Origin of the sequence: Mycoplasma crocodyli MP145, from assembly GCF_000025845.1 — a bacterium.
GTDB classification, from domain to species: Bacteria; Bacillota_I; Bacilli_A; order Mycoplasmatales; family Metamycoplasmataceae; genus Mycoplasmopsis; species Mycoplasmopsis crocodyli.
Window position 1 is genome coordinate 76,075 of the sequence record NC_014014.1, and the last position, 13,066, is coordinate 89,140.

The 13,066-nt window shown below is 26.1% G+C and carries 11 protein-coding genes, 2 tRNA genes and 1 other RNA gene; 8 read left to right on the top strand and 6 right to left on the bottom strand.

The window, feature by feature from the left end; genetic code table 4:
- Positions 1-5: 5 nt before the first annotated feature.
- The 3 genes from MCRO_RS00380 to nrnA (MCRO_RS00390) all read left to right on the top strand — a co-directional run bounded on the left by MCRO_RS00380 (position 6) and on the right by nrnA (MCRO_RS00390) (position 3,088).
- Positions 6-998 carry a hypothetical protein gene (locus tag MCRO_RS00380; RefSeq protein WP_013054794.1) on the top strand — a complete coding sequence of 331 codons (993 nt, stop codon included), beginning with the start codon at positions 6-8 and terminating at the stop codon, positions 996-998.
- 118 nt (positions 999-1,116) lie between these two features.
- Positions 1,117-2,088, top strand: a complete 972-nt coding sequence (gene nrnA / locus MCRO_RS00385) for a bifunctional oligoribonuclease/PAP phosphatase NrnA (RefSeq protein WP_013054801.1) — start codon at positions 1,117-1,119, stop codon at positions 2,086-2,088.
- 28 nt (positions 2,089-2,116) lie between these two features.
- Positions 2,117-3,088 carry a bifunctional oligoribonuclease/PAP phosphatase NrnA gene (gene nrnA / locus MCRO_RS00390; protein ID WP_013054531.1) on the top strand — a complete coding sequence of 324 codons (972 nt, stop codon included), beginning with the start codon at positions 2,117-2,119 and terminating at the stop codon, positions 3,086-3,088.
- A 1,227-nt stretch (positions 3,089-4,315) separates the two neighbouring features.
- On the opposite strand, the gene ssrA is transcribed toward nrnA (MCRO_RS00390), so the two are convergent.
- The 3 genes from ssrA to MCRO_RS00400 form a co-directional block, all read right to left on the bottom strand.
- Positions 4,316-4,696: a transfer-messenger RNA gene (gene ssrA / locus MCRO_RS04015) on the bottom strand.
- 152 nt (positions 4,697-4,848) lie between these two features.
- The gene (locus MCRO_RS00395) at positions 4,849-6,987 is read right to left on the bottom strand and encodes an MSC_0775 family lipoprotein (RefSeq protein ID WP_013054415.1); all 2,139 of its coding nucleotides are present in this window, start codon (positions 6,985-6,987) and stop codon (positions 4,849-4,851) included.
- Positions 6,971-7,798: an MAG4940 family membrane protein gene (locus tag MCRO_RS00400; protein WP_041593998.1), complete on the bottom strand. Its 828-nt coding sequence runs from the start codon at positions 7,796-7,798 to the stop codon at positions 6,971-6,973. Before MCRO_RS00400 ends, MCRO_RS00395 begins: the two co-directional genes overlap by 17 nt.
- Positions 7,799-7,932: 134 nt before the next feature.
- On the opposite strand from MCRO_RS00400, the gene MCRO_RS00405 reads away from it, so the two are divergent.
- The 3 genes from MCRO_RS00405 to MCRO_RS00415 all read left to right on the top strand — a co-directional run bounded on the left by MCRO_RS00405 (position 7,933) and on the right by MCRO_RS00415 (position 8,517).
- Entirely contained in the window at positions 7,933-8,304 is a 372-nt protein-coding gene (locus MCRO_RS00405) for a hypothetical protein (RefSeq protein ID WP_013054332.1), read from the top strand.
- A gap of 54 nt (positions 8,305-8,358) precedes the next feature.
- Positions 8,359-8,433: transfer RNA gene (locus MCRO_RS00410), tRNA-Cys, on the top strand.
- A 7-nt stretch (positions 8,434-8,440) separates the two neighbouring features.
- Positions 8,441-8,517 (top strand) — tRNA-Arg (locus tag MCRO_RS00415).
- 23 nt (positions 8,518-8,540) lie between these two features.
- Here the strand turns inward: MCRO_RS00415 and MCRO_RS00420 are convergent.
- Genes MCRO_RS00420 through smpB form a run of 3 tightly spaced genes read right to left on the bottom strand, consistent with a single transcriptional unit; the run spans position 8,541 to position 11,834 of the window.
- Positions 8,541-9,212 (bottom strand): DUF402 domain-containing protein, encoded by a 672-nt coding sequence (locus MCRO_RS00420; RefSeq protein WP_041593999.1) that lies wholly within the window; start codon positions 9,210-9,212, stop codon positions 8,541-8,543.
- A 1-nt stretch (position 9,213) separates the two neighbouring features.
- On the bottom strand, positions 9,214-11,373 hold the full coding sequence (locus tag MCRO_RS00425; RefSeq protein ID WP_013054241.1) for an MYPU_1760 family metalloprotease: 2,160 nt from the start codon (positions 11,371-11,373) through the stop codon (positions 9,214-9,216).
- Between the two features lie 20 nt (positions 11,374-11,393).
- Entirely contained in the window at positions 11,394-11,834 is a 441-nt protein-coding gene (gene smpB, locus MCRO_RS00430) for an SsrA-binding protein SmpB (protein WP_013054469.1), read from the bottom strand.
- A gap of 174 nt (positions 11,835-12,008) precedes the next feature.
- On the opposite strand from smpB, the gene MCRO_RS00435 reads away from it, so the two are divergent.
- Positions 12,009-12,224 carry an MAG6790 family protein gene (locus tag MCRO_RS00435; RefSeq protein ID WP_013054505.1) on the top strand — a complete coding sequence of 72 codons (216 nt, stop codon included), beginning with the start codon at positions 12,009-12,011 and terminating at the stop codon, positions 12,222-12,224.
- A gap of 52 nt (positions 12,225-12,276) precedes the next feature.
- A complete protein-coding gene (gene trmB, locus MCRO_RS00440; RefSeq protein ID WP_013054383.1) occupies positions 12,277-12,894 on the top strand; it encodes a tRNA (guanosine(46)-N7)-methyltransferase TrmB in 618 nt (205 codons plus the stop codon).
- Positions 12,895-13,066: the final 172 nt, after the last annotated feature.

The window sequence follows — 13,066 nt, forward strand, 5'->3', positions numbered from 1 at the left end:
AAATTATGAAAAAAATTAAAATATTAAACAGTTTGTTTATAACTTCAATTTGTTTAACTCCAATAATTGCTACATCTTGTGGTGAAACCAAAGAAGAAAAACTTCTTAGATCGTTTTCTGATGTAATTGAAAACGAAAATAAGTTTTCAGATTTACCTAACTTAAGTTTCTCGACATGATTAAAAAAAGAACAACCATATTTTCAAGAGTTAATGCTTAATAGCAATTTTAAAAAACTTTACAACGAAACCAATGATTTAGGAATAAAAGAAAACGGAAAAGTTGTTAGACCTTATGAAACAGGAACTATGCAACAACTTAAATTCGCTTTTATTGAAGCGATCAATGACATAAAACAAAGAGCCATTGATGTTGAAGTTCAAAGAAGAAGATATGCAGAAACTCAAAAAGAATATGATGAACTAACTAATAAAATTAAAACTTATCGTAATCACATAAATGAAATCCAAAAAGACTTTAATTCACATACGCAAAATGTAGTAAAAGTTTTAATTAAAGTTAAAAACCCAGAATTAAAAAAATTAACTGCAAGTGAATTTGTAGAAATTCATAATGATTATAAAAATCAAGATCAACCATTTAGAGAATATTTAAAAACTTTATTGCCTAGATATAAGCCACTTACTTATGATTTTGAGGTAAGAATCGCTTATCCAATTTCAAAAAGTAGAAAATTACATAAGTTAGACTATTTATTTACTTTATATCCACACTTCCATTATTCAAGATTAATTTTAAGTCCAGAAACTATTGATACTGACTTAAAAATTATGAGAAAAGTTAGTGACAATATTCAACATGAATTTAAAAATTTTAATGAAAAAGGTAAACTAGAAACAAAAAACCTTTCTAACCATATAGTGAGTGATAAACATGGAATTATTGGTTTTGGTGACGGACTAATTATGAATGAATTTGGTGATTTAACTATTTTAGCAGCGACAAATGTTTTTATTGCCGGCTTTACTAAAAAGTAGTTACCATACAAACCAACCTAATAATTTTTTAATACTTTAAAATTACAATATTTGAAATATTGTTTTTTTTAATATAATTTAAAAGCATGTTTTTAAAACATAGAATGGAGATTCGAAAATGATAATAGGAAATTCAAAAATAGCTAAAGAAGCAATTGAAAAATATGATTCAATAGTTATATTCCACCACATAAGACCAGACGGAGACTGTTTGGGTTCTCAAGCTGGATTAGCCGAATTAATTAGAACAAATTACCCAAACAAAAAAGTATATACCGTTGGAAACAGTATGCACACTTATGATTTCATGAATTATAAATTTAATTCATTCGATGAAATTGATTTTAATAATTCGCTTGCAATAATTGTTGATGCTTCAAGCGGCGATAGACTAGAATGTGCATCGCTTTTATATGAAAACAAAACAACAGCAAAATTAAGAATTGATCACCATCCAAATGATAGTGATATTAAATATGATTACTTATGAGTTGATGAACATTATGTTGCAGCAGCAGAAATGATAGCCCAACTCGCTTATGATTCAAAATGAAAAGTTACTGTAAAAGCTTCAGAACACGTTTACTTAGGAATTAATACAGACTCAGGAAGATTTTTATATCCTGATACATCAGCAAGAACACATAGATTAGTGGCTTTCTTAATGGAAAATGGGTTTCATCCTCAAAAAATTCTTTATGAATTAAATAAAAGAACTTTAAAAGATATTCAATACTCAGGACATATATTGAGTAATTTTGAAAAATCAGGTAGAGTTCTATACTATAAAGTAACAAATGAAGTGATGAAAAAATTTGGTTTAGATAATTTAAAAGCCGCGGCTTTTGTTAATGAATTAGCTAACATTGATGACAACAGATGTTGAGCATTTTTCATCCAACTAGATGATGGGAAAGTAAGAGGAAGATTACGTTCAAATGGTCCATTAGTAAATAATGTTGCTAGAATTTATAATGGTGGTGGACACGATAATGCAGCAGGAATTACCATTGATTCATGAGATCAAATTCCTGAAGTGTTAAAACACTTAAATCAATGTATAGTTGATTTTGAAAAAAACGAAAAATAGACTTATATGTCTATAGATAAGGAGAGTAATGTTAATAGGAAATGAAAAAGAAGCCACAGCATTAATTGAAAAACATGATTCAATAGTTATATTCCACCACATAAGACCAGACGGTGATTGTTTAGGTTCTCAATTTGGATTGAAGGAATTAATTGAAACAAATTACCCGAATAAAAAAGTATATGTAGTAGGTGAAACAAAAGGAAATTTTACTTTTTTAAATTTAAAACACGATCCTATTCCAAGTGACAAAATCTTGAAAAAATCACTTGGAATAATAGTTGATGCGGGGGATAAAGAACGTTTAGAATCAAGAGAACTTTTAGATAAAAATTTATTTATAGAAACACTTAGAATTGATCACCATCCTAATGGTGATGATCTTGATAAATGTACTAGATGAGTGGATAGTTCATACATAGCAGCTGATGAAATGATTACTCAATTAGCTTTTGTCAATAATTGAAAAATCACAAAAAGGGCAGCTAATTTATTGTATTTAGGAATTAATACAGACTCAGGAAGATTCTTATATGACAAGACATGTGCAAGAACAATGAGACTTGTTGCAATGTTATATGATAAAGGATTAGAAGCAGATTTTATACTTCAAAATTTATCAAAAACGAATCTAAATGAACTTAAATATAATTCGTGATTGGTGTCAACTTTACAAACAAAAGACGGAGTTGCATGAATAAAAAATGATTTGGAAACAACAAAAAAATTTGGTAAAACAGCCCAAACTTCAGTTCGTCCAAATGCAATCGCAAATATTGAAGGATATCCAATTTGAATTCAATTCACCGAAGAAGAAGATAAAAAAATTAGAGTTGAATTAAGATCAAATGGCCCACTTGTAAATGTAGTTGCTAGAAAACACGGTGGTGGTGGTCATGACAGAGCATCGGGTTGTATTTTAAACTCTTTTGAAGAAATCAACAAAGTTGTTGATGATTGCATTGTTGCAGTAAAAGAATTTAAATTGCAAAACAAATAAACAAAATGTTGGATTTTTTCCAACATTTTTATATTTATTCACTATATAAATTGATTATATTTCGCCCCTTTAAATTTAAATCAGAAGCTTTTAGAATAGATTGATTATTTATTGTAATCACATAATGGTTGAATTTAAAAAAGCCTTCAAGATTATATTCCTGATTGAATTATTAAGACTTATTTTTATACTTTTGTACGGAGGATAAAAATAACGCGTTCCATTATCTGATACTGTATATGGAATTAAATAAACCGTATAAAGTTTAGATGATTTGATCATTATATTTAATTAACGAGATGTAAGATTTAAATGCTTTCTATTTGAATTTAACAAATATATTGTTGTAATCAAGTTACCATTAAAATCTGAAACCGGTGTTCCATTTATAGAACTTTTTGTGTTTCTATTGTTCAACAAATAGTTGGACCTAAAATAATTCCGCTAAGAATAGGCGCGGAAAGTAAAAGAATTTTTATTTAGCTTATTCATTTCACCAACCACTGTTTAATTTGGATACAATATTTTTCCATTGCGTCTCATCTATTTTCAGTTATGAATGTGTTATTTAAAAAATCTTTTAATCCACTTAGAAAACTAACATCAAGTTTTCAAAATGTATAGTTATTTTATTGTTTTCAATTTCTTGAAGAACAACATTTTCATTTAATCTTTTTTATGGAGTTAATTCTTCTATGAAAACATCCTTTAATGTAGCCATTGACGCAAGTATTGATACTTTTTTGTAATATTATTTACTACAATACCACCAAATTTTTCATGAATTTTTCCGATCTTTCATTTATATTTTGGTTTTTATCACCTATTGTAGTATTAACGCTATGTGAGATTAGCAACTTTCAAAATTCATCATAATCCAAATAATTTAAATATCCATTATTACCAGGATAAGGCAAAAAAATATTGTTTTTTTCGCTAATAAGTTATTCAATTTTGTAAGTTTATAACTAGGAATATCTCCTAATTTTAATTCAATTAATTTTGAAATTTCAAAAAAATCCTTATTGCTAAATGCTAAATCTTTATTTATTGTGTAATAATTTGAAGTAAGTCTATCTATTTTTTAAAAATTTTTGATTTCTACTATATTCATATTTCTCCAATTAATGGTAATAAGGTTGATTTAAATACATTTTTATCCCCTTTTACAAAAAACAATTATTATTTTACACTACAACAACATGATTAAAAAAGAAATAAAAAAAATGGTGGAGCTGCCGGGAGTCGAACCCGGGTCCACACACAAAAGTCCTACCCAAATCTACAGTTTAGTTTATTTTGATTTTGCATATTAATGAATGAATAAACAAACACTAATTAATATGTTCTAAAAATACTTATTCCAATTAATTAGAATCCTTGGATAAGTGCTCTTAACCTACACTTCTTCTAAGAGCATCAAAGAGTGCAACTTACTTTTAATTAAGCAAAAGCAAGATTTAAGTTTCCAGCAAAAGCTGGGTTTGAAAATGAAAATTCATTTTCAGCTTTTTTAGATTTTCCGTTTATTGAAACCTAGAGCAATTATAGTCTGCAACACTACTGCATTAAATATTATCCTGTGCATGTCGAAGCCATTACAACCCCATTATGCATTTATATTATATATTTGTTTTTAATATTTCATTATTTAATTCATGATTCGAGTTTAACTTTATTTTTATAATTAAAAAATCATATTCACCTATGAACAAGTTAAATATGATTTTTGTGTCTTTAAAGATAAATATTTTAATAAATTAATAAACTTCCTTAAAAAATTGTTCAAGGTCAAATTCATATGAATCTTCATTTCTGAAACTAAATAATAAATTAGGATCAATCAAACCAGTTTCATATTCTTCATCTATTATATTATTATATACATTGCGATATTTTTCGTTGTTTGAATTACTTTTACCAATAACCTTTCCATTTGAATCGACTTGATTAATGTCGGTAGCTATTGCACCTTTTACTCCTGGTACTCTTATTGAGCCATAGGTATATTTATTTATTTTTGGATTGTAATATTTAACTATTCTTTTATCATCGAAAACAGATAGGTTTCTCGTTAAAAAACCATTTTCATCAACAACATATTTATTATCTCTTACAACCGAAATGTGGACATGAGGCATTCAACCTCCATTGGTGGAACTTGAACCAACAACTGCAATTTCTTGTCCTTTTATAACATTTATTGGATTAGTTAAATTAACATCTAAAAATGTTGTTTTTCCATCTTGATCGTTAATAATATTTCTATCATAAAACAATTTAAATGTTTCGGAAGCCTCTAGATGAATTATTCCTATATAAATAAATTCAGAATTAGAAAACCACTCTTTAAAAGTTTTTTCATCAAAAGTTTTTTTAAGCTCGCTTTTATCAACTTTAAGAACTAAACCAGCTCCAATTCCTTCGCCTTCATTTTTTGTTTTTCTATCATAAACTGCAATAATTTGTCCATTGAATGGTGCATATATATATGAACCTTCATTTACCATAACATCTTCGCCAAGGTGCAATTGTTTTGTAAAACCTTCATTAAAGTAGAAACCTCTAATTTCTCCATAACCACTTGGAATTATTTTTGTTCCACCCAAATAACTATAAATACTTGTAGTTATTTTATTAATTTTAGCTTGGTTTAATTCACCCATTATCATGTTATATTTTTGATGATGATTTGATAATTCATCACTTAAAATATTGGTGTGTTTTTTGATCCCAAAATCTACATCAATAGTTATATTGTTAAGTTCATTATATGTAGATTTTGTCTTCAAAATATATTTTACTTGTTTATTGATGAGGTCATTTTTTAATTCTATAATGTTAAAATCAACTAATTCCTTGTTCCTTGATTTAATTAAAAAATCACTTTTAGAAAATTTGTCAAAATCATAATTGTATATACTTAAATAATATTTAAGATAAGGTTCTGCAAAGCTTTTTGCAATTTTTTTATAGTCATCTAACGTGTTGTTTGTTAATACTTTAAAAGTTGTATTAAATTTTTCACCATATGAGTTAAATTCATCTTTTCTGCTTGTTGATGTTTTTCCGTATGAAAAAACATATTCAATGTTTAAGTTATTAAAATCATTTTCATTAAAAGTAATGTTTGTAATATGAACATTAAACAAGTCTATTTTATTTTTAAGTTTTTGTTCTCAAGATAGGTTATTGTATAAAGTGTTTGAATCAAAATCTTTAAAGTTAAATTTGAATATTTTATTTCACTTTTCTTTTCCTAACTCAACAATTTGACTTGTTGAATAATTTTGGTATTCATTTAAAAGTTCAATATTTTGAAGAGGGTGTTTTTTCTTAAATTCATCAACTTTCTCTATTTGAATTATTTTTTTAGGTGTGACTTTTAAGCCATTTAGTCTTAAATTATATATATGACTTTGATAAAAAACATGTCCATTAATAAAAATTTTTCTTCTTATTTTAATAGGTACAATGATAGATTTTGTTGAATTTCTATCTATAAAAACTTTGTTATAAACAATACTTATATCAACTTGATCTGTTTTTTTTAAACCATTAATTTTTAATATTTCATAAATTTTATCTAGTTCTAATTCTAAATTCTTTTCTATAAAAGAGTTTCTAAACAAGTTTTTCCAATCTATTTTTTCTATATTTGTGTCTTTGTTTTTTCATTTCAACAAGTCGTTTCTTAGTTCCAAATTTTTTATATTTTTATAATCAAATTCCTTTTCAAAATGAGTATTTTCTTTATTGGTAATAAGTTCCTCTAATTGACTTTTGAAAGTAATTTCTTTTATGTTATTTAAATTGCATGAAGTTGCTGAAGCAACTGAAATAGGAGTTATTAAACTTGATAATGTGAATATTATTTTGTGCTTAATATGAAAACGCATGGCTACCTCCTTTGATTATAAAAAATGTAATTAAACCAATAACTATTGGTATTATTATACTTGTGGATAGGCTAATAGAGAAATTTATAATAATTTTCCTTATTTGTTTTTGTTCTAAAATTAAACTCATAATTGTAAAGCCAAGCCCTATAAAAATATGAAAAGTATAAAATTTAAAATTACTTGATAAAAAGAAAATGAAAAATAAAATAGCCATATTTATTAGTAAAACGTCAAATGTTTTTAACCCACTTTGTATGTGAGAAACTCTATTAAAAATAGGAATAGTTATTGTATAAAGAAAAATAAAAAACACTTCTTTTATTGAATTTGTTGATACCTTTTCTTCATAATTTTTCAAACATATTTCATACAAAGTAACATTTGTATTTTGCTCAAAATATGAATTAAATTGTCTTCTTAAAATATAGTAAAAAAGTATAAAAGTTAAAAAACCAGCAAGCACTCCAAGAAATTGAAAACCAAGAATGTAGGCTAATCCACTTAATGAACTTTGACCGTTTTTAACATTTACAAATTCAACTACCGAATCAAAAATAACATTAATGGGATTCAAGTAACTTATTGGGAAGTCTGCACCAAGTGATTTGGTTAAACCTCAAAAAATAACTATACTTACAAAAGTGGTTATCACAAAAAGAAAACTAATTAATAAGTTTGAATTATTTTTTCTTTTTTTAATTATTAGAATAACAAGAAGAATAAAGAAGGTTAAAAAATAGTTTGACCCAAATTCACTGAGTGCAATAGTTTTATTAAAATATGTAGTAAGAGCTTTAAGTGGTGTCATTTATTCCTTTCTTTTGAAGAGTTATTATGCTTATTATAAAGCATAAAGCTATTTGACTTATAAAACTAAAAAAAGATTTGAGTAATGGTTATCATTTTTTTATACTTAATATAAATAAATGATAACATTTAAGTATGTTATTAAAATATTTTGCTCTTGCATTAATGCTGACATATGTATTTGTTGGTTTGCAAATTTTATCCTTAATCGTTATTTGAATATTATATATGTGTGGAAAAGAAACAAAAAGGAAATTTATTACATGGCTTTATTCAGGATTAATTCTTAATTTAGTTTTTATTGCCATAGTTCTTATTGGCGCCCATCTTTTAGATACACAAACTAGCACTAAATTTAGATTAAAAGTTATTGATATATTAGGAGGAGAACTTACAAAAGTTAACTTTTGAATACTTACATCAACAATGACTTTTACAAACGTTGTCTTGTTTTTAATTAAATGAAGGGTTAAAAAACTTATTAAAAAAATAAGTGGCAAAACTTAATATAGAACAAGTGGCTAACTTAAAAATATTATGGTATAATAAGCACATTATTATGGCGCCATAGCCAAACGGCCAAGGCATGAGTCTGCAAAACTTTGATTACGGGTTCGAATCCCGTTGGCGCCTCCATTATTTTGCGCCCGTAGCTCAATTGGACAGAGTGTTTGGTTACGGCCCAAAAGGTTAGGGGTTCGACTCCTCTCGGGCGCGCCATTTCAGAAATGACCAAAAATAAATTACGCTTCATTGCGTAATTTATTTTTTTGAAACTCTATGTTTTTGTTTTCTTTATTAACTTTAAATGTTGGTCTGTTACTTTTGTGATTGCATTCTTCTTCTTGAAAAATTGCATCATATCTAATACTCTTGTCGGCAACCGCTTGATGTTTATAATAATCAATTACTTTGTTGTCAAAAATATATGAGTAATTATTATATAGATTTATAAGTTCTGTAAGTTCTTCATAAATCATTTTTTGAAGTTTCTTAGGATATTTCAATTGTTTTTTGTTCTTGTAATATTCTTCTCTATCAACTAATTTGAGTTCCTTGTTTGGGTAATATTTAATATCTAAATCAAAGTCAATGTATTTTAAAACATCGTCTTCAATAACCGGTTGCGAAGCTACATTAATATAAATATAAGGACCGTTTTTTCGGAGTAATACAACTGCATTAAATAAATTATTTTTTGGAAAAAATCATAAAACGGGATCCCTATAAGCTCAACGTTTTTTATCTATGTCACTTACACGAGCTTTGAGTAAAAACAAAACTAAGTGTTTTGAATTATTATTTAGTACTTTAGCGCTATTTCATTGTCTATATAAAACACCGTCATATTTGTAAGCTTGAACATTTAACATAGTACCAATTTTTAGTGTTGATAAATTTTTTTCTAACATCATATTACCTTGGGAGCTTCTTAAATAATATTTTAACATTATTTTCTTTATCTTTTGATAATGAATATCATTTGAAATTTTTATTATCTCTATTATTGTAATTGTAACTTGCTAATGTTGAAACATATCGGCTTGTAGGTAGTGTTATTTCACCGTTTTCGATTTCGTTTTCATCTAGATTTCCATCTCCATTTTTATCAATTCAATATTTTATTGGAGTTTCTAAATCGAGTGTGTTAAAGTCAATGTAAGTTTGAGTTATATAACTTTTGTAAGCCATATTATTTGTTACTTCTGCTTCATATTTTGACTTGCTTCCTTTAAAGAAATCATTAAAAGGATTTATTGAGAATTTAACAAGTTCGTTTTTTCCGTTTTTATTAGCAAAAACAAAACCTTTATATTGGCTATTATTCGGTAAATAACCCATTAGTTTTATTTTGCTAAATGAATCTTGACTTGTTTCTATTTCTCCGTTTTTATAGTTGATTCATTTTGTTCCGTTTTTATACATTATTTGAGAAATAGTTTTTCCATATCCCATTGCGTTTAAAAAGTTTTCATAAAATGCTATATCACGATTTTCTTTTCTTATTTTATTTGTGTCGCTATTATTTTGAATTGTCTCTCACGCTGAATAAGTTAATGAATCAGTCGTATTTGGATAAACCAAATCTCTTGAACTTGCATTGTAAGGACCAACAGAATCAGAATTTACCGTTGAAATATCCATCAAATAAACTTTGGCTCAATCGTCCGCTACTGAAGAAGGGTAAAATAATATCTGATCATTTGTTTTTATGTATAAACCAGATCAACTTAAAGCTCATTTATTTTTATTGTAATTTGAACCTTTAAATTTAACAACTTTTGTATTATCAAATTCAGAATCAAATGTAAATTTAGACCACTCTCTTGGTACTAATTCAGTCATTGAATAATAGTATTTTACTTGCTCAGGTGTATATCCTTTCTGCGATGAACCAAAAGAACTGTATGAAGTAAATTTAATATCACCTTCATTTACAAATCTTCTTGTTAATTTGTCGTATTCACCTATAGTCATGAGACTTCTGTCTGCATTAGAATAATTTCAAAGGTCATTAATACTGAATTTTCTAAAAGCAAAATCTGGTTTAAAACTATTTTTTACATAGTTATTTGCGGTTGGAATATCATTATATTTTACTGGTATATCATAATTTAAAGTCTTGTAAAAATTATTAACAAAACTAGAGTTTCAGTATCCTAGATTTAAGGAATTACTATTACCATAATATGCAATTTTTGTTGTGAAAGGAACTTTATTTAAAATATTATCTTCATTAATGTGAACAATGTTTTCTTTAAATACAAGCGGATCTTTTACTTGTTGTTTAAAGATATTGAAACTTCTATCTTCGCTAACTCTATTATCTCCAACTTCTGCATAACAAGTAGCTCAATGGTGCATATATTCATGGAAAAGTGTTGGAAGAATTAATTGTGTTTTTGAAAAAATATCAATTCCTTTTTCAATTCCTCAAATTGTATTAATATATATTGATCTATTGAGTGGTATATATAAACCCTTTGATTCGGAAGTTATAATTCTAAAATCATTAATATTTATAGCTTTTAACATTTCAACTTCTGGTCCAAATGTTACTTTTTTTCTAAATTCTATAGCTAGAGCAATTAATCCGTTATCTCCTAAAAAATATCTTTTTTCATTTGTATCTTCATTAAAATGATATGCATAATCACGAATTGCGACATGAGTTATAGGATCTACATATTGTCTATAAAAAACATTTTTATATCCAGCTTCTGTATCTTCATGTTCGGTAATCTTTTGAGTCTCTTCTTTGAAATAAATATTCATATTATCTATGTAATTTTTATATTCATCATCGGTCATTGTTGGATTTTTTGGATAATTTACAAAACTAATTTTATTTAAATCTATTGATTTTTCATCCATGTCATCTTTATGAATAATTGAATTTTTATCACCGCCTAAGATATTTCCTGATCCAGAAGGTTCATTACCTTTTTTACCAGCATTAAAGAACTCTCTTTGAATTGTTGGTCAAATATAAACAAAAGCACCAACAGCACCAGCCAAAATCAATCCACCAGAAAGTAATAATCCTATAATTAACCCTTTATTTGATTTTTTCATTCATACCCCCTTTCAACTTTTTATCTTAAAGCATTCATTATTTTTTTCTTGATATTTTTTTGAACTTCTTCTTTAGCTATTTTCTCTCTCTTATCAAATTTCTTAAGTCCTTTTGCCAATGCAATTTCAACTTTTATTTTATCTTTTTTGAAATATATTTTGGTTGGAATTATAGTAAGTTGTTTACTTTCACATTTGAACTTAATTTTTTTTATTTCCTCTTTATGAAGTAATAACTTACGTTCTCTGACTTCGTTGCATTTTACCAACATGTACTGACTAAAATGACTTTCATTAAGCCACATTTGTTCTTTATTAATTGAGCAATAAGAATTATTTAATGAAACTTTATTAGCCCTTGCACTTTTAACTTCCCAACCTTCAAGCACAATTCCTGCTTCGTAAAGCTCAAAAATTTCATAATTTCTTCTCTCTTTTTTGTTGTCAGCAATTATCTTCATTATTCATTAATTATAAAGGCTTTTTAAAGTATATTCAAAAATAGTTGTTAAATATAATTTATATTACCCAAAAGTTATATACAATAAAAAAAATATGGGAATTTATTGCAATTTTTCCAATTACATATCCATAATGTTATAATAATTATGTATCAAAATATTATGGAGGTATTAATGTACAAATACAAGGCAAAACTAGTTGCTAGCCAAGAAATAATTGCAAATGCAAATTCACTAGAAGAACTAGAAGGCTTAATAAAAGGTTTTAGACGTGGTCAAAAACGTGGTGAACACACAAGGGCTAATGAGAAAATCGAAATAATCCATATTGAAAGAAATAATTTAGAAGGTAAAAAATCTTCTAAAGAAGAGGTACTAAAAATAGTTTAAATTATTTACACAAGCATTATTGCTTGTGTTTTTATGTGTTAAAATTAAATCTATGAGATTAAGAAACGATAAAAGTGCAGGTGATAAGTTAAATAATTCAATTTATTTTTTAAATAAATTTCCTGTGAAAATTAATAAGAATTGCATTATTGAAATAGGTGCAGGAAAAGGTGAAATGATTAGTCAATTAGCTTTAAAAAATCAAGACATAACTTTTTATGCATTAGAAAAGTATCAAACTGTTGCGGCTAAAATAATAAAAAAAATTGATGAATTAAGTTTAAAAAATTTATTTGTTATTTGTGAAGATGCAAATAAATTGAGCGAGATTTTTGAAGGAAAAGTTAATGAATTGTGACTAACTTTTAGCGATCCTTGACCAAAGAAAAGACATGAAAAAAGAAGACTTACACACAAGGATTTTTTAACTGAATATGCAAAAATATTAAATGAAAACGGAACGCTTAAAGTTAAGACAGATAACGACGAATTTTTTAATTTTTCAGTTGAATCACTCAACGAAAATAATTGAAAAATTAATGCACTTACTAATGATTTACATAACAGTAAATATAATGAAAAAAATGAAAAAACAGGCTATGAATTAAAATGGTCACAAGTTGGAAAAAATATTAATTATTTAGAAGCAAAAAAACCAACAACTAATTAGTTGTTTTTTTATTTTTTTTCATATTAGGCTGTGAATAAGTTAAATTAAAAAATTTCTAGTTAAAACAATTAAATAAATCTAAGGCAATTATTTTTATAGTACTTAAGTTAATGTTAATGTTAGTTATTTAAATAAATTAATATTTTTTTCAAGATAGATATGTAGATTTTAT